The organism is Stenotrophomonas sp. SORGH_AS_0282 (genome assembly GCF_030818125.1).
Taxonomy (GTDB): Bacteria; Pseudomonadota; Gammaproteobacteria; order Xanthomonadales; family Xanthomonadaceae; genus Stenotrophomonas; species Stenotrophomonas rhizophila_A.
In genome coordinates, this window is the sequence record NZ_JAUTAB010000001.1 from 1,524,943 (window position 1) to 1,541,486 (window position 16,544).

14 protein-coding genes are annotated in these 16,544 nt (G+C 66.1%); 11 read left to right on the plus strand and 3 right to left on the minus strand.

Annotation, left to right across the window (positions count from 1 at the left end; all coding sequences use genetic code 11):
• Positions 1 to 212 precede the first annotated feature (212 nt).
• From QE395_RS06710 to QE395_RS06720, 3 genes are all read left to right on the plus strand, one after another.
• Positions 213 to 1,361 carry a pyridoxal phosphate-dependent aminotransferase gene (locus QE395_RS06710; protein WP_095362789.1) on the plus strand — a complete coding sequence of 383 codons (1,149 nt, stop codon included), beginning with the start codon at positions 213 to 215 and terminating at the stop codon, positions 1,359 to 1,361.
• Positions 1,361 to 2,173, plus strand: coding sequence for an amidohydrolase (locus QE395_RS06715; protein WP_210130643.1), 813 nt, complete (start codon positions 1,361 to 1,363; stop codon positions 2,171 to 2,173). The genes QE395_RS06710 and QE395_RS06715 overlap by 1 nt, the downstream gene beginning before the upstream one ends.
• Before the next feature lie 141 nt (positions 2,174 to 2,314).
• Entirely contained in the window at positions 2,315 to 2,749 is a 435-nt protein-coding gene (locus QE395_RS06720) for a hypothetical protein (protein WP_095362787.1), read from the plus strand.
• Between the two features lie 88 nt (positions 2,750 to 2,837).
• Here QE395_RS06720 and QE395_RS06725 read toward each other — a convergent pair whose 3' ends face one another.
• The 3 genes from QE395_RS06725 to QE395_RS06735 are packed head-to-tail and all read right to left on the minus strand — an operon-like array spanning position 2,838 to position 6,486.
• Positions 2,838 to 4,610, minus strand: a complete 1,773-nt coding sequence (locus tag QE395_RS06725) for a pseudouridine synthase (protein WP_068853105.1) — start codon at positions 4,608 to 4,610, stop codon at positions 2,838 to 2,840.
• Positions 4,603 to 5,565 carry an SMC-Scp complex subunit ScpB gene (gene scpB / locus QE395_RS06730; protein WP_306988145.1) on the minus strand — a complete coding sequence of 321 codons (963 nt, stop codon included), beginning with the start codon at positions 5,563 to 5,565 and terminating at the stop codon, positions 4,603 to 4,605. The genes QE395_RS06725 and scpB overlap by 8 nt, the downstream gene beginning before the upstream one ends.
• A gap of 15 nt (positions 5,566 to 5,580) precedes the next feature.
• The gene (locus tag QE395_RS06735; RefSeq protein ID WP_068853099.1) at positions 5,581 to 6,486 is read right to left on the minus strand and encodes a ScpA family protein; all 906 of its coding nucleotides are present in this window, start codon (positions 6,484 to 6,486) and stop codon (positions 5,581 to 5,583) included.
• Between the two features lie 302 nt (positions 6,487 to 6,788).
• Here QE395_RS06735 and QE395_RS06740 point away from each other — a divergent pair, with 302 nt between their 5' ends.
• From QE395_RS06740 to QE395_RS06775, 8 genes are all read left to right on the plus strand, one after another.
• On the plus strand, positions 6,789 to 7,088 hold the full coding sequence (locus QE395_RS06740) for a YciI family protein (protein ID WP_068854705.1): 300 nt from the start codon (positions 6,789 to 6,791) through the stop codon (positions 7,086 to 7,088).
• Positions 7,085 to 7,354: a BolA family protein gene (locus tag QE395_RS06745; RefSeq protein WP_068853096.1), complete on the plus strand. Its 270-nt coding sequence runs from the start codon at positions 7,085 to 7,087 to the stop codon at positions 7,352 to 7,354. Before QE395_RS06740 ends, QE395_RS06745 begins: the two co-directional genes overlap by 4 nt.
• A 148-nt stretch (positions 7,355 to 7,502) precedes the next feature.
• The gene (locus QE395_RS06750) at positions 7,503 to 8,546 is read left to right on the plus strand and encodes a LacI family DNA-binding transcriptional regulator (RefSeq protein WP_306988149.1); all 1,044 of its coding nucleotides are present in this window, start codon (positions 7,503 to 7,505) and stop codon (positions 8,544 to 8,546) included.
• Between the two features lie 114 nt (positions 8,547 to 8,660).
• Positions 8,661 to 11,720 carry a TonB-dependent receptor gene (locus QE395_RS06755; RefSeq protein ID WP_306988151.1) on the plus strand — a complete coding sequence of 1,020 codons (3,060 nt, stop codon included), beginning with the start codon at positions 8,661 to 8,663 and terminating at the stop codon, positions 11,718 to 11,720.
• Between the two features lie 154 nt (positions 11,721 to 11,874).
• Positions 11,875 to 13,488 (plus strand): glucoamylase family protein, encoded by a 1,614-nt coding sequence (locus QE395_RS06760; RefSeq protein WP_068853087.1) that lies wholly within the window; start codon positions 11,875 to 11,877, stop codon positions 13,486 to 13,488.
• A 45-nt stretch (positions 13,489 to 13,533) separates the two neighbouring features.
• Positions 13,534 to 14,811, plus strand: coding sequence for a sugar ABC transporter substrate-binding protein (locus QE395_RS06765; protein WP_249834370.1), 1,278 nt, complete (start codon positions 13,534 to 13,536; stop codon positions 14,809 to 14,811).
• The gene (locus QE395_RS06770; protein ID WP_068853081.1) at positions 14,808 to 15,689 is read left to right on the plus strand and encodes a sugar ABC transporter permease; all 882 of its coding nucleotides are present in this window, start codon (positions 14,808 to 14,810) and stop codon (positions 15,687 to 15,689) included. Before QE395_RS06765 ends, QE395_RS06770 begins: the two co-directional genes overlap by 4 nt.
• Positions 15,686 to 16,522, plus strand: coding sequence for a carbohydrate ABC transporter permease (locus QE395_RS06775; protein ID WP_068853078.1), 837 nt, complete (start codon positions 15,686 to 15,688; stop codon positions 16,520 to 16,522). Before QE395_RS06770 ends, QE395_RS06775 begins: the two co-directional genes overlap by 4 nt.
• Positions 16,523 to 16,544: the final 22 nt, after the last annotated feature.

Below are 16,544 nucleotides of genomic sequence, written 5' to 3' on the forward strand. Positions count from 1 at the left end.
ACGGTTCGTAGCCCCGGCCGTTGGCCGGGAAACCGCGCGCAGCGCGGTGCAATCGTCCGAAGGCGCCACCATGCGGTTCCGACAATCCCTCCGGCGCTTAGACGATCCGAAGCCGCCCATCCGGCCTTCATGACCCCGAACGAAGAGCAGCCGGCCAACGGCCGGCGCTACCGATCCTTTACACTGACCTGTCCCTGCTCAAGCGCCTGCCGATGAACCCCCAGACCAAGCTGCCCAAGGTGGGCACCACCATTTTCACCGTGATGTCCCAGCTGGCTGCCGAGCACGGCGCGGTCAACCTGGGGCAGGGGTTCCCGGATTTTTCCGCCCCGCAGCGCCTGATCGATGAAACCGTCAAGGCCATGCACGGCGGCCTGAACCAGTACCCGCCGATGACCGGCGTAGCCCCGCTGCGCCAGGCCATCGCCAAGAAGTCGCTGGACCTGTATGGCGCCCAGATCGACCCCGATACCGAAATCACCGTCACCAGCGGCGCCACCGAGGCGATCTTCAACGCCATCCACGCCGTGGTCCGCCCCGGCGAGGAAGTGATCGTGCTGGACCCGGCGTACGACTGCTACGAGCCGGCCATCGACCTGGCCGGCGCCCGCGCGGTGCACGTGCCGCTGGACCCGCAGACCTTCGCGGTCGACTGGGACCGTGTGCGTGCCGCCATCACCCCGCGCACCCGCCTGCTGATGGTGAACACCCCGCACAACCCGTCCGGCGCCATGCTCACCGCCGATGACATGCAGGCCCTGGCCGACGTGCTGCGTGGCACCGGCATCTACCTGATTTCCGACGAGGTCTACGAACACATCATCTACGACGGCCGCCGCCACGAATCGGCGCTGCGCTACCCGGAACTGCGCGAACGCGCCTTCGTCATTTCCAGCTTCGGCAAGACCTACCACTGCACCGGCTGGAAGATCGGCTATGCGGTGGCGCCGCCGGCGATGAGCGCCGAATTCCGCAAGGTGCACCAGTACAACACCTTCACCAGCTTCGGTCCGGCCCAGTACGGTTTCGCCGCGATGATCCGCGACGAGCCGGAACACCACCTGGAACTGGGCGCGTTCTACCAGGCCAAGCGCGATGCGTTCCGCGAGCAGCTGCTCACCACGCGCCTGAAGCCGCTGCCGGTGCCGGGCGGGTACTTCCAGCTGGTGGACTATTCGGCCATCAGCGACCTGCCGGACCACGAGTTCGTGAAGTGGCTGACCATCGAAAAGGGCGTGGCCGCCATTCCGCTGTCGCCGTTCTACGAAACGGCGCCGGAAGGCCAGCGCCTGGTGCGGCTGTGCTTTGCCAAGAACGACGCCACGCTCAGCGCGGCGATCGAACGCCTGCAGGTGCTGTGATGGGCGCCGCCAACCGCCCCGATCTGCGCATCAGCCTGGTCCAGGGCGATACCCGCTGGCACGACCCCGAGGGCAACCGCGAGTACTACGGCGCGCTGCTGGCGCCGCTGGCCGGGCAGACCGATCTGGTGATCCTGCCGGAAACGTTCACCAGCGGTTTTTCCAATGACGCGATCTTCCGTGCCGAAAGCATGGACGGCCCCACCGTGGCCTGGATCCGCGAGCAGGCGGCGCGGCTGGGCGCGGCAGTGACCGGCAGCGTTCAGCTGCGGGTGGGCGAGGGCGTGTACAACCGGCTGCTGTGGGCCACGCCGGACGGTGGGCTGGAGTACTACGACAAGCGCCATCTGTTCCGCTACGGCAACGAGCACCTGCGCTATGCCGCCGGAAATGAACGGCTGAGCGTGGAATGGAAGGGCTGGCGGATCAATCCGCAGGTCTGCTACGACCTGCGTTTCCCGGTGTTCTGCCGCAACCGCTACAACGTGGAGCGTGCCGACGACCTGGATTTCGACCTGCAGATCTTCGTGGCCAACTGGCCGTCGGCGCGTGCGTATCCCTGGCGCACCCTGCTGCGCGCGCGTGCGATTGAAAACCTGTGCTACGTCGCCGCAGTCAACCGCGTGGGCGTTGACGGCAACGACCTGCATTACGCCGGCGACAGCGCGGTGATCGATTTCCTCGGGCAGCCGCAGGTGGAGATCCGCGAGCGTGAGCAGGTGGTTACCACCACCATTTCCGCCGCAGCGCTCGCCGCGCACCGTGCCCGCTTCCCGGCCATGCTGGACGCAGACACCTTTACTCTGGGCTGACCCACACATCGATCGGCATTGCGGCGGCCGTTGGCGGGCGGTAGGTGAATGGCGATTGCATGCCGTGGAAGTGCCTCATGCCGGCGCGACGCCGGCACTGCTAGATTCGGCTCCGTTCCCACTCCGCACGAGCGCACCGCTATGAAGAAGCTTTCCCTGGCCCTGTTCGCCTTCGCCAGCATGGCCGCGGTTCCGGCCGCGCAGGCCGCCGGCAACATCGACTGCGAACTGCATTACTCCCTGGCCGGTTGGTCGGTGATCTACAAGACCGCCTCGGGCACGGGCACGATCACCTGCGACAATGGTGCGCGCATTCCGGTCAAGATCAGCGTCAAGGGCGGCGGCCTGACCGTAGGCAAGTCCAAGATCACCGATGGCAAGGGCAGGTTCTCAGGCGCCTATTCGGTCAACGACCTGATCGGGTCCTACGCCGCCGTCGAAGCCCACGCCGGCGCAGACAAATCCAGCAGCGCGCAGGTCGTCACCAAGGGCGACGTATCGCTCGCCCTGGCAGGCACCGGCAAGGGCTGGGACCTCGGCGTAGCCGGCAGCCGCTTCACCATCGAACGCCGCTGACCCATCCGAAGCGAGCCCGACGCATCCAGGTCCACAACTGCGACCTCAAAAAAAACCCGGTCATTGACCGGGTTTTTTTTTTCATGCATCAGCCGCCGCGCGGGCCGCCGCCACGGTGACCACCGCCACCGGGACCGCGGCTGCCACCCGGGCGTGCGCCGCCGGGACGACCGCCGGGACCACCCGGGCCGCGCGCACCGGGGCCACCCGGGCCACGGTTGCCACCCGGGCCGCCGGGACCACGTGCGCCGGGACCGCCCGGACCACGGTTGCCACCGGGGCCACCAGGACCGCGGTTGCCGCCTGGACGGCCGGCGGGGCGGGGCGTGCCGTACGGGCTGGCGCCCGGATTGGCATGATCGGACGGGAAGCTCGGGGCATTGCCCGGGTGACCGTACGGGTGGCGCTGTGCGCCCTGGCCGCTGCGGTTGCCCGCGCCGGCACCGGCACCGGCCGGACGGCCCTGGCCGCCGTAGCCGCCACGGTTTTCACCGCGACCTTCGCCACCAAAGCCGCCGCTGCTGCGCTCACCGTAGGCGCCACGGCCCTGGCCGCCTGCGCCGCCCGGACCCTTCGGCTTGCCGTACGGACGGCCCTGGCCACCGGCGCCTGCGCCGGCACCCGGACCACGTGCGCCCGGGCCACGGGCTGCGCCCGGACCGGCGTTACGGTGGTTGCTCGGGCCGGTGCTCACGCCATCGGGCACGTACCAGCTGCGGAACGCGGCCGGGTTGCCTTCGGGCAGGGCGCGGTTGCCCTTGTCCGGGCGCTGCTTGAACGGGCGCTGCGACTGCTTGGCCGCCGCTTCGCCGGTGACCGTCAGGCCACCCTTGAAGCCGCCGCCCTTGCCGCCGCGACCGCGGCCGCGGTCTTCGCGCACATTGTCGAAACGACGCAGTTCGCGGCCTTCGTCGGCCTGGTTGTGGCCGTTGACGTAGGCATTGCCACGGCCACCTTCGCGCGACACGCGCACGGTGGTCTTGGCGGCGCGGCGCTGGCCGATCACCGGCTGCAGGGTCAGCGCCGAGGGCGCGCCTTCTTCCAGCTTCAGTTCGGCGCGCAGCGCTTCAACCTGCTTGGCCGGCAGTTCGACCGACTGGCCACGCAGCAGTTCGCGCGGCAGCGAGACCTTGCCGTAGCGGGTGCGCTTGAGGCGGCTCACCTGGCAGCCCTGCGACTCCCACAGGCGGCGCACTTCGCGGTTGCGGCCTTCCTTGACGACCACGCGGAACCAGTCGTGCGAATCGGTGCCGCCGATGCGTTCGATCTCGTCGAACTTGGCCGGGCCGTCTTCCAGCGCCACGCCACGGGAGAGGCGGTCGACGATGCTGTCGGGCACCTTCTCTTCACCTTCCGGGGCACGCACGCGCACGACGTATTCGCGCTCGACCTCGTAGGAGGGGTGCATCATCGCGTTGGCCAGCTCACCGTCGGTGGTTGCCAGCAGCAGGCCGGTGGTGTTGATGTCCAGGCGGCCGATCGCGATCCAGCGCGCGCCCTTCAGGGCCGGCAGCGCTTCGAACACCGTCGGGCGGCCTTCGGGATCTTCGCGGGTGGTTACTTCGCCTTCGGGCTTGTTGTAGGCCAGCACGCGCGAGGTTTCGGTCAGCGCGGTGGCGACAAAGCCACGGCCGTCCAGTTCAACCTTGTCGCCGCTCTTGATCGACTGGCCGGTCTGGGCGACTTCGCCGTTGACCTTGACCAGACCATCGGCGATGCGCTGTTCCAGCGCGCGGCGCGAGCCGAGGCCGGCCTGGGCCAGCACCTTGTGCAGGCGCTCTTCGAGCTTGGGCTGTTCGGTTTCGTTTTCGCGCTTGAGCGAAAGCTTGTTCAACGACAGCTTGCGGGGGGTGTCACTCATTTACTTGGCTCCGGCCGGCGACGGTTTCGTCGGCCTCTGGTTCGGGATCGGCTTCGTCAACAGCCACGGTCGTCTTCGCGACGGCGTTGTTTTCGGTTTCGTTCTGGTGCGCCGCGCGGGGTCCCGGCGCGGTATCGGGCTCGCCATCGCTGGCGGTTGTATCCGCGTCGTCGTCGGGGAGCGACGGCGATGCATGGGATGGGGTATCGCTATTGTCTGACTCGGCGTCCTGTTCCGCCAGTCGCGCGGCCATCAGGGCGGCGCGGGCAGCGGAGCGGGCAGTGGCCGGGTCCTGTTCGGGTTCCGGCTCGGATTCCGGTTCCGGGATGGTTTCCGGTTGCGGTTCGGCGTCCGGATCCGCCACGCCGGCGGCAATCCGGCCGGCCAGTTGGCCGTCGTTGTCCAGCGGCAGCTGCGGTTCCAGTTCGCCCAGGTCGCGCAGCTCGGACAGCGGCGGCAGCTCGTCCAGGCGCTTGAGCCCGAAGTAATCCAGGAAGCCCTTGGTGGTGCCGAACAGCGCCGGCTTGCCGGGCACGTCGCGGTGGCCGATCACGCGGATCCATTCGCGTTCTTCCAGGGCCTGGATGATGTTGCTGCTGACCGCCACGCCACGGACCTGTTCGATCTCGCCGCGGGTGATCGGCTGGCGGTAGGCAATCAGCGCCAGGGTTTCCAGGGTGGCGCGGGTGTAGCGGGTCTTGCGTTCGGTCCACAGCCGGGTAATGAAGCCGTGGACCTCGTTGGTGACCTGGAAGCGGAAGCCGGAGGCCACCTCGACCAGCTCCACGCCGCGGTCGGCGCAGCCTTCGCGCAGCAGTTCCAGCGCGCGTTCGATGCTGCCCGGCGGCGCCGGCTCTTCTTCCGGGAACAGGCCCTGCAGCTGGGCCAGGGTCAGCGGCTGGCTGGAAGCCAGCAGCGCCCCTTCGACAATACGGTTGATCAGCGGTTGATCCATGCGTGGGTCGGGTGCTCAGTCAGGGTCGTTGGCGGCGTCGTTGTCGTCGAACTCGCTGTTGAACTGCAGCGGTTCGTTGGTGTTGCCGGCGGCCAGGGACTTGACGTAGATCGGCGCCAGCGGAGCTTCCTGGACGATGTCCAGCAGCTGTTCCTTGGCCAGTTCCAGCAGGGCCAGGAAGGTGACCAGCACCCCCAGCTTGCCTTCTTCGGCAGTGAACAGCGTTTCAAAGCGGTAGAACCTGCCGTCTTCCAGACGGCCGAGCACATCGCCCATGCGCTGGCGGACACTCAGGGCCTCGCGCTTGATCGCATGGCCGGTGAACAGCTCGGCGCGCTTGAGCACGTCGTGCAGCGCCATCAGCATTTCCTTCAGGTCCACCGGCGGCGGCAGCTTGATCGCCGCGCGGTCGGGCACGAAGGCATGGGCCAGGCTGGTGTCGCGGTCCTGGCGGGGCAGGGCGTCGATGTCCTCGGCAGCCTGCTTGAAACGTTCGTACTCCTGCAGCCGGCGCACCAGCTCCGCACGCGGGTCGGCTTCCTCGCCTTCCACGCTGGGCGGCCGCGGCAGCAGCATCCGCGACTTCACTTCGGCCAGGATCGCCGCCATCACCAGGTATTCGGCCGCCAGTTCGAAGCGCAGCTCCTGCATGACGTTGATGTATTCGACGTACTGGCGGGTGATCTCGGCCACCGGAATATCCAGGATATCCAGGTTCTGCCGGCGGATCAGGTACAGCAGCAGGTCCAATGGACCTTCGAAGGCATCCAGGATGACTTCCAGCGCATCCGGCGGGATGTACAGGTCCTGCGGAATCTGCAGGACCGGTTGCCCATGCACCACGGCCAGCGGCATTTCCTGCTGCTGAGGGGCGGTCGGCCGGATTTGCGGGTTCGCGTCGAGCGCGAGTTCAGAGGTCATCAAGATTGACGTCGGTATTGCAACGGACCAGTTTGCTGCGCCTGGCGCAACCGGAACACCCGGGCGGCAGGATCGCTAGCCATGACATTTCAAACAGCAGCAGGACGCGCTGCTCAAATGCAGCGACAGAACTACGGGAGGTCGTCTACGTGTGCTGGTGTGGGGCAGTGGGGCCCTGTAGCCACAGGGTTGCTGCGTCCAGCCACGTGCAATGTGGTCAAGAGTACGGCTTCACAACGGCAGTGTCCAGCGAGGCGGGCTAGAATCGCGGCGTTTGTTTAGCTGAACCCCAGGAGTTGCCCGTGTGGTATGTGATTGAAGGCTATGACGGCACCGATGTGCTGGCCGCCCGCCTGTCGGCCCGGCCGGCCCATCTGGCCCGTCTGCAGGCCCTGTGCGACGAGGGGCGGCTGCTGCTGGCCGGCCCGTGCCCGGCCATCGACAGTGAAGACCCGGGCCCGGCCGGCTTCAGCGGCAGCGTGGTGATCGCCGCGTTCGATTCGCTCACCGAAGCCCAGGACTGGGCGGCGGCCGATCCCTATGTGGAGGCCGGGGTGTATGTGCGCACCGAGGTCCGCCCGTTCCGCAAGGTGTTGCCATGAGCCGGGTGGAGATGATCCGGGCGGCCCTGCAGGCCGCCTTCGATCCGGAGCTGCTGGAGGTGGAGGACGACAGCCACCGCCACGCCGGGCATGAGGGCGCGCGCGATGGGCGCGGGCACTTCAATGTCCACGTGGTCAGCGCGGCCTTCGAAGGCAAGCTGCCGCTTGCGCGCCATCGCGCGGTCTACAACGCCTTGGGCACCCTGATGGAGACCGATATCCACGCGTTGTCCATTCGTGCCGAAGCGCCGTCAAAAAAGGGCTGAAACCCTTGTCCTGCCTTGTCCCGGTGAGTCCCGGGGCGACCTCTCCAAGACACCCCGAGGTTACCGCCGTGCGACATTTGCCTAACGTAGTGTTTACATCCGGGATTGAAAACGCTTACATTCCGCGCCAAGCCCAGATCTCTAAGCCGTGGAGGGCGGCGAAGTGAACAAGGCAGCTATAACAATCAAAGATGTAGCCCGCGAAGCCCGCGTCTCTGTGGCGACGGTATCGCGTGCGCTCAATGGCCATGAAAACGTCGCCGAACCGGTGCGCAAGCTGGTGCTGGAGGTGGCGGCGCGCCTGCGCTATACCCCGCACGCAGCGGCCCGCAGCCTGAGCAGCCGGCGCACCAACACCATTGGCGTGGTGCTGCCGGACCTGTATGGCGAATTCTTCTCCGAGCTGATGCGCGGCATCGACAACGTGGCCCGCGCGCGCCGCCAGCATCTGCTGGTGTCCAGCTACCACGGCGACCAGGAGCAGCAGGGCGCGGCCCTGCGGGCCATGCGCGGCCGGGTCGACGGGCTGCTGGTGCTGTCCCCGTATGCGGAAAGCCCCGGCTTCCTGACCGACAACCTGCCCCAGGCGCTGCCCACGGTGCTGATCAACACGTACCTGCCCGAGCAGGATCACCCGGTGCTGAGCATCGATGACCATGCCGGTGCGATGGCGATGACCGCGCACCTGCTCGAGGCCGGCCACCGCCGCATCGCGTTCATCGGCGGCCCCGAGCTGAACTTCGATGCGCGCGAACGCCTGCGGGGGTTCCGCGATGCGCTGGCCGCGTTCGGTAGTGCCGCCGAGGGCATCGAGCTGCCCGGCGACTTCGATGAAGCCTCCGGCCACCGCGCCGGGCAGGAGCTGCTGGCCGCCGGTGCATTGCCCGATGCGGTATTCGCAGCCAACGACATGATGGCGCTCGGTTGCCTGTACGCGTTCGCGCAGGCCGGCGTGCGCGTGCCGGCCGACGTGGCATTGGCAGGCTTCGATGACATCCCCCTGGCGCGTTTCGTTCACCCGTCGTTGACGACGATGCAGGTGAGTATCGCCGAGCTTGGCGATAAGGCGGCGACGCGTCTGTTGCAGTTGATGGATGGCAACAACACGGAAACGGCCGGTGACAAGCAGACACTTGTACCGCGCCTGATCGTGCGTGATTCAAGCGTTCCGCCGAAAGGCGGAACGCAGTAGGTCGCGACCGTTGGTCGTGACTCGTTGGGCCGCTGAACGCTGTATCGGTATTTCACGCAATCCAAAAAAAAGACAGGCGGCCGCAACGACGGCTTCCACCACCCGGAGATTTACATGACGTATTCCAATCACCGCACCCGCATGCCGGCCCGCCGCCTGCTGTCGAGCGCACTGGTCAGCTGCCTGTTGCTGGGCGCCGCACCTTCCCTGATGGCCCAGTCGGCCACCTCTTCGCTGCGTGGCCAGGTCGCCCAGGCCGAGGCCGGTACCGAAGTCACCGCCACCAACGTGGCCAGCGGCAGCGTGCGCCGCGCCACCACCCGTGCCGATGGCACCTATTCGCTGATGGGCCTGGACCCGGGCACCTATGACGTGGTGGCCAACGGCCAGACCCAGAAGGTCACCGTGACCGTGGCCTCGACCGCGACGCTGAACTTCAGCGGCGCCCCGGCCAATGGCAGCACCGCCAACGCGACCAACCTCGACACCGTCAACGTGGTCGCCCCGACCCTGCTGCAGGAAGTGCGTACGTCCGAAGTGGGCAAGACGGTCAGCCTGCAGCAGATCCAGACCACCCCGCAGGTGTCGCGCAACTTCCTGGAATTCGCCGACGCGGTGCCGGGCATGATCTTCACCCGTGATGCGAAGGGCAACACCTCGCTGCGCGGCGGTGCCACCAATGCCGACGGCACCAACGTCTACATCGACGGCGTGGGCCAGAAGAGCTACGTCAAGGGCGGCGGCGTGGCCGGCCAGTCCGGCAGCGCCGGCAACCCGTTCCCGCAGCTGGCCATCGGCGAATACAAGGTCATCAGCGGCAACTACAAGGCCGAATACGGCCAGGTGTCCAGCGCGGCAGTGACCGCCGCGACCAAGTCCGGTACCAATGAATTCAAGGGTGAGGCGTTCTACCGCTACACCGACGAAGACATGCGCGCCAAGACCCCGGCCGAGCGCCAGGAAGGCAAGACCAAGGAAGTCTCTGCCGAGAAGGAATACGGATTCGCCCTGGGCGGCCCGATCGTGCAGGACAAGGCCCACTTCTTCGTGACCTACGAAGCCAAGCGCTTCGACCTGCCGGTGACCATCGCCCCGGAAGGCTCGGTGACCAACCGCGTCGGCCTGCTGCCGGCCGATGCCGCCGCCCAGCTCGGCCCGGCCAGCCAGCCGTTCCAGCAGGACCTGATCTTCGCCAAGATCGACGTGGAGCCGACCGACAACGACCGCATCGAGCTGACCTTCCAGGACCGCGACGAAACCCAGCAGCAGTTCAGTGGGCAGACCGCGCCGTCGCACGGCAAGGAAACCGAGAACACCGACCGTCGCTACGCGCTGCGCTGGAACCACAGCGGTGAGCGGTTCTACAACGAACTGATGCTCACCCACGAAGATTCGTTCAACAACCCGGTGCCGCTGACCATCGCCAACGGTTACGTGTACACCGCACCGGATGGCACCGACGACCGCACCCTGGTGCAGATCGGCGGCGCCTCGGCGCTGGATTCGCAGGTGAAGGGCCAGAAGGGCTGGTCGATCGAAGACAACCTGACCCTGGACGGCATCGAATGGGCCGGCGACCACACCATCAAGATGGGCGCCAAGTACAAGGAAATCGACCTGTACGCGTCCGACGCGCAGGAGATCAACCCGCAGTTCACCTATACCCTGGGCGATCCGGACTTCCCGTCCGATATCCCGTACAAGGCGCAGTTCGTCAAGCCGGTGACCGGTGTGTCGGGCGTGACCGGTGAAGTGCGTTCCAAGGTGAAGCAGATCGGTCTGTTCATCCAGGACGACTGGCAGGTCAACGACCACCTGCAGTTGAACCTCGGCCTGCGTTGGGATTACGAAAAGAACCCGACCTACCTGGACTTCGTGACCCCGCCGGAAGTGGTGGCGGCACTCAACAGCCAGGATCCGCGTGCAGCCGCCGGCCAGACCTATGCGCAGTCGATGGCGCTGGGCGGGCTGAACATCAACGATTACATCAGCAACGGCCACAACCGCAAGGCATTCAAGAATGCCTGGCAGCCGCGCCTGGGCTTCTCGTATGACCTCAACGCCGACGAGCAGCACGTGATCCACGGTGGTGCCGGCCGTTCCTACGACCGCGACCTGTTCGACTACCTGCAGCTGGAAACCACCAAGCTGGCGCTGCCGCAGCCGACCATCTACTTCCGCAACCCGGCCACCGGCGCCTGCCTCAACGGCCAGGCCGCGTGCTACGACTGGGATCCGAACCTGCTCAACGGCATCCAGAACCTGCAGGCCCTGGTGGGTTCCACCAGCAATGCCGGGCTGGAAGTGGACATGCTCAACAACAACCTGAAGGCGCCGTACGCCGACCAGTTCAGCCTGGGCATGTCCAACCAGGTGGGCGACTGGCTGACCGACGCCACCGTTGCCCGTACGCTGACCTACGACGGCTTCGCCTTCACCCTGGGCAACCGTTATCCGACCGGCCAGTTCTTCGATGACCCGCGCCTGTGCGGCGGCACCGAGCCGGGCCTGAGCCAGGCCTGGAGCTGCAACATCCCGGGCTTCGGCAGCCTGATCATCGGCCAGCAGGGCATCAAGACCCGTGCCACCCAGGTGCTGCTGTCGGCACAGAAGCCGTTCACCAAGGAAAGCGGCTGGGGCACCTCGATCGCCTACACCTGGACCACCGCGCGCCACAACCGCGACATCAACGAGCATTACGCCTTTGACCGCGGCCTGATCACCGATTACCCGACCATCCGTTCCAACGGTGCACCGCGCCATCGCATCGTGCTGACCGGTTCGTATGCCGGCTTCTGGGACATCACCTTCGGTGGCAAGATCACCCTGGCGACCCCGACCGCGGTGAACGACTGGTACCCGGTGGCACAGTCCAGCGGCTTCGACCTGCCGACCCCCGGCGCCGCGGTGCCGGACGGCAACGGTCGCTTCCTGGTCGGTGGCAAGATCTGGGGCTACCGTTCGGTCGACCTGCAGGCCACGAAGACGTTCAAGATGCCGGGCGACACCGAGCTGTACGCGCGTATCGACATCATCAACGTGTTCAACTTCGACAACTTCTCCAACTACAACTACACCAAGTCCAACGGCAAGCTGCTGGCCAGCTACAACGAGACCGGCGATATCGTCGGTACGCCGCGCCAGGTGAAGGCAGAAGTGGGCTTCCGCTTCTGAGGTAAATGAAGGCCGGTTCCCCTGCCGCAGGGACACGCGATGCGTGTCCTCGCGGTTCGGGGGAACCGGTTTTTAAAGGTTGTAAGCTGTAAACGATTTCACTCCAAGGCCCGCTATGCTGGCCTGGATTTCCAGATTCCGGAGGGTTGGCACGATGAAGGTACCCCGCGTATTGGCACTGGCAGTACTGGCGGCAGCCGTGGTCGGCTGCAAGCCGCAGGCGCAGGAAACGCCAGCCAAACCCAAGCCGCCGGTCATCCTCGTAGAGGCCGACGTTCCCCCGCGCCCGATGAAACCAGAACTGCCCCCGCTGTTCGACGATATCGAACGCCGCACGTTCCAGTTCTTCTGGGACACCACCAATGAAATCAACGGGCTCAGCCCGGACCGGTATCCGTCGCGCCCGTTCGCCAGCATCGCTTCGGTGGGCTACGCGCTGACCGCGTACCCGATCGGCGTGGAAAACGGCTGGGTCAGCCGTACCCAGGCGGTGGACCGCACGCTGACCACGCTGAAGTTCTTCCGCGACATGCCGATGGGCCCACAGCGCACCGGCAAGGGCGGCTACAAGGGTTTCTACTACCACTTCCTGGACATGCAGCAGGGCCACCGCTATGACAGCTGGGTGGAACTGTCGAGCGTGGACACCGCATTGCTGATGATGGGCGTGCTGTTCGCCCAGTCGTACTACACCGGCGACGATTCGCGCGAAAAGGAAATCCGCGCCATCGCCGATACGCTGTACAAACGCGTGGATTGGCCGTGGCTGCAGCAGCGCGCCCCGCTGATCTCGATGGGCTGGTTCCCCGAAAGTGGCTTCATCGACCACGACTGGATGGGATACAACGAGGCGATGATGGTCTACATCCTCGCGCTGGGTTCGCCCACCCACCCGGTGAGCCCGGATGCGTGGACGGTGTGGACGCGCACCTACGACAACGACTGGGGCGTGTTCCAGGGCCAGGAATACCTGTCCTTCGGCCCGCTGTTCGGCCACCAGTACACCCACGTCTGGATCGACTTCCGCGACATCCAGGACGCGTACATGCGCGAGCGCGGCAGCACCTACTTCCTCAACAGCCGCTCGGCCGCGCTGGCCCAGCGCGAGTACGCCATCGCCAACCCGGCGCAGTGGAAGGAATACGGCGAAAACGTGTGGGGTTTGACCGCCAGCGACGGCCCGCAGAACACCACGCAGGAATTCCGCGGCGAGCAGCGCCAGTTCCGCCACTATTCCTCGCGCGGCGCCGGCCTGCGCGAGAACTTCGACGACGGCACCATCGCCCCGACGGCGGCGATCGCCTCGGTGGTGTTCGCGCCGGAGGAAGTGATCCCGGCCACGCTGGAAATGCACAAGCGCTACGGCGATTACCTGTATTCCAGCTACGGCTTCCTGGATTCGTTCAACCCCAGCTTCAATTTCGACATTCCGCTCAAGACCGGGCGCATCGTGCCCGACCGTGGCTGGGTGGCCAGTGATTACATCGGCATCGACCAGGGCCCGATCCTGACCATGATCGCCAACTACCGCAACGATTTCGTGTGGGACACGATGAAGAACAACCCGCACATCCGTCGCGGGCTGGAGCGCGCCGGTTTCACCGGCGGCTGGCTCACCCCGGAGGGCGAAGACCAGCCGATGGCGCTGGAGAAAGACGAGAAGGCCGCGTCGGCCCGCTCGATGGGCATCGCCGAATCCCGCGCGGCCGCCGCGCAGGAACAGAAGAACAATTCCAATTCGAACCGCAACCAGCCCCAGGGGAAGTAAGCAGTGCCATTGTCGTCGCGCCCCAAGCTGTGGGTGAGTGTTCTGCTGCTGGTTGCCGGCAGCCTGTTGTTGAGTGCCTGCCGGAAGGAACCGGAAGGGGTGACCGTGCGTTTCTGGGCCATGGGCCGCGAAGCGGAAGTGGTCAGCGAACTGATCCGCGAATTCGAAGCCGACAATCCCGGCATCCACGTCGATGTGCAGAACATCCCGTGGACGGCCGCGCATGAGAAGCTGCTCACCGCCTTCGCCGCCGACGGCCTGCCGGACGTGTGCCAGCTGGGCAACACCTGGATTCCCGAGTTCGCCGAACTCAACACGCTGACCCCGTTGGCGCCGTTCGTGGCGCAATCCAAGGTGGTCGACCCGGCCGATTACTTCCAGGGCATCTGGGATACCAACGTCATCAACGGCGAGCTGGTCGGGGTGCCGTGGTACGTCGATACGCGCCTGCTGTACTACCGCAAGGACCTGCTGGCCAAGGCCGGCTTCGACCACCCGCCGCGCACCTGGGACGAGTGGAACACCATGATGGCGGCGATCAAGAAGATGCAGGGTCCGGACCGCTACGCGGTGCTGATGCCGATCAACGAGTTCGAGCAGCAGCTGTCCTTCGCCCTGCAGCAGCCCGACCCGCTGCTGCGCGACCACGACACCCGCGGCAACTTCCGCAGCCCCGGCTTCCGCCGCACGCTGGCGTTCTACGAGAACATGTTCGCCCAGGGCTGGGCCCCGCGCATGTCCGAAACCCAGATCTCCAACGTGTGGGATGAGTTCTTCAAGGGCTTCAACGTGTTCTACCTGTCCGGCCCCTGGAACATCCGCGAGTTCAAGAAGCTGCAGCCGAAAGAACTGGAGGGCAAGTGGGGCACCGCCGCACTGCCGGGCCCGGATGGCCCCGGCGCCGGCATCGCCGGCGGCACCAGCCTGGTGATCTTCCGCGGCTCGCAGCAGAAGGAAGCGTCGTGGAAGCTGATCGAGTTCCTGTCGCGCCCGGACATCCAGCAGCGCTTCCATTCCATCATCGGCGACCTGCCGCCACGGCGCAGCACCTGGGAACACCCCTCGCTGGCCAACGACCCGCTGGCGCAGCCGTTCCGCGACCAGCTCGAACGGGTACGGCCGACCCCGAAGGTACTGGAGTGGGAACGTATCGTGCAGGAAATGCGCATCGTCACCGAACAGGTGGTACGCGGTGGGCTGGATCAGGATGTAGCCGTGAATCGATTGGATGACCGCGTGGACAAGGTACTGGCCAAGCGCCGCTGGATGCATGAGCAGCGTACCCAGGCCGAACAGGACGCCGCGCCGGAGGTCCTGCCATGAAGCAGCGTTCGCTTGCCGGCTGGATCTTCGCCGGCCCCTCGCTGCTGGTGATCGGGGTGTTCTTCGGCCTGCCGGTGTTCTCGGCGCTGGCGCTGAGCATCACCGACTTCGACCTGTACGCGCTCGCCGATGGCGGCAACCTGCGCTTCGTGGGCCTGGGCAACTACATCGACCTGCTGCAGACCCCGATGTTCTGGAAGTCGCTGTGGAACACCACGTACTTCGTGGTGGTCGGCGTGCCGATGTCCATCGGCGTTTCGCTCGGCGCGGCGATGCTGCTCAACGCCCCGGCCGCGCGCTTCAAGGCGCTGTTCCGCACCGCGCTGTTCGCCCCGGTGGTGACCACGCTGGTGGCGGTGGCGGTGATCTGGCGCTACCTGTTCCATACCAGCTACGGGCTGGTGAACTACGGCCTTGGCCATCTGGGGATCAGCCCGATCGACTGGCTGGGCGATCCGAACTGGGCCATGCCCACCATCATGCTGTTCGCGGTGTGGAAGAACTTCGGCTACAACATGGTGATCTTCCTGGCCGGCCTGCAGGCGATCCCGCATGACCTGTACGAGGCCGCGCGGATCGATGGCGCCTCGCGCTGGAAACAGTTCCTGCACATCACCCTGCCGATGCTCGGCCCGGTGCTGCTGGTGGTGGGCGTGATCACCGTGTCCGGCTACTTCCAGCTGTTCGCCGAACCCTACGTGATGACCCGCGGCGACCCGCTGCAGAGCACCGTGAGCGTGCTGTACTTCATGTTCGAGGAAGGCTTCAAGTGGTGGAACCTGGGCCGTGCGTCGGCCGTGGCGTTCCTGCTGTTCCTGATCATCCTGGCGGTAACCAGCCTGATGCTGCGTTTCGGCCGCAAGAGGCAGTTGGTATGAGTCGTGAGATTGGCCAGTCGCGCTGGCATGCGTGGTGGGTGAACGGCGGGTTGCTGGTGCTGGCCGCGGTCAGCCTGGCGCCGCTGCTGTGGATGCTGTCGGTGTCGTTCATGCCGACCGGCGAAGCGGCGCATTTCCCGCCGCCGCTGCTGCCTTCGTCGGTGACCACCAACAACTACCACGAGCTGTTCGCCCGCACCGGCATGGCCAACAACTTCGTCAACAGCCTGTTCGTCTCGCTGGCGATCACGCTGGGCTCGCTGCTGCTCAACACCATGGCCGGCTATGCGTTCGCCAAGCTGCGCTTCGTCGGCCGCGAGCGGATCTTCCAGGTGCTGCTTGCCGCGCTGGTGATCCCGGCGCAGGTGGCCATGCTGCCGCTGTTCCTGCTGATGAAGCAGCTGGGCCTGGTCAACAGCTTCGGCGGGGTGATCGTGCCGGCGCTGGCCAGCGTGTTCGGCATCTTCCTGGTGCGCCAGTACGCGCGGTCGATTCCCGATGAGCTGCTGGAGGCGGCGCGTATCGACGGGGCAGGGGAGCTGCGCATCTTCTTCCAGATCGTGCTGCCGATGCTCAAGCCGGTGCTGGTGACCCTGTCGATCTTCACCTTCATGGGCGCCTGGAACGATTTCATGTGGCCGCTGATCGTGTTGACCGACCAGGAGCACTACACTTTGCCGGTTGCCCTGGCCACGTTGTCGCGCGAACACATCATGGACGTTGAAATGATGATGGCCGGCGCGGTGGTCACGGTGGTTCCGGTGCTGGCACTGTTCCTGGTGCTGCAGCGCTACTACATCCAAGGTCTGCTGCTGGGGAGTGTGAAAGGGTGAAGCGTGCCGTCGTCGCGGGGGT

Coding starts and splice junctions, on each gene's coding strand:
- QE395_RS06715 (WP_210130643.1), top strand. CDS start 1,361: ATGGGCGCCGCCAACCGCCCCGATCTGCGCATCAGCCTGGTCCAGGGC.
- QE395_RS06735 (WP_068853099.1), bottom strand. CDS start 6,486: ATGACCTCTGAACTCGCGCTCGACGCGAACCCGCAAATCCGGCCGACC.
- QE395_RS06755 (WP_306988151.1), top strand. CDS start 8,661: ATGACGTATTCCAATCACCGCACCCGCATGCCGGCCCGCCGCCTGCTG.
- scpB (WP_306988145.1), bottom strand. CDS start 5,565: ATGGATCAACCGCTGATCAACCGTATTGTCGAAGGGGCGCTGCTGGCT.
- QE395_RS06710 (WP_095362789.1), top strand. CDS start 213: ATGAACCCCCAGACCAAGCTGCCCAAGGTGGGCACCACCATTTTCACC.
- QE395_RS06720 (WP_095362787.1), top strand. CDS start 2,315: ATGAAGAAGCTTTCCCTGGCCCTGTTCGCCTTCGCCAGCATGGCCGCG.
- QE395_RS06745 (WP_068853096.1), top strand. CDS start 7,085: ATGAGCCGGGTGGAGATGATCCGGGCGGCCCTGCAGGCCGCCTTCGAT.
- QE395_RS06775 (WP_068853078.1), top strand. CDS start 15,686: ATGAGTCGTGAGATTGGCCAGTCGCGCTGGCATGCGTGGTGGGTGAAC.
- QE395_RS06725 (WP_068853105.1), bottom strand. CDS start 4,610: ATGAGTGACACCCCCCGCAAGCTGTCGTTGAACAAGCTTTCGCTCAAG.
- QE395_RS06760 (WP_068853087.1), top strand. CDS start 11,875: ATGAAGGTACCCCGCGTATTGGCACTGGCAGTACTGGCGGCAGCCGTG.
- QE395_RS06770 (WP_068853081.1), top strand. CDS start 14,808: ATGAAGCAGCGTTCGCTTGCCGGCTGGATCTTCGCCGGCCCCTCGCTG.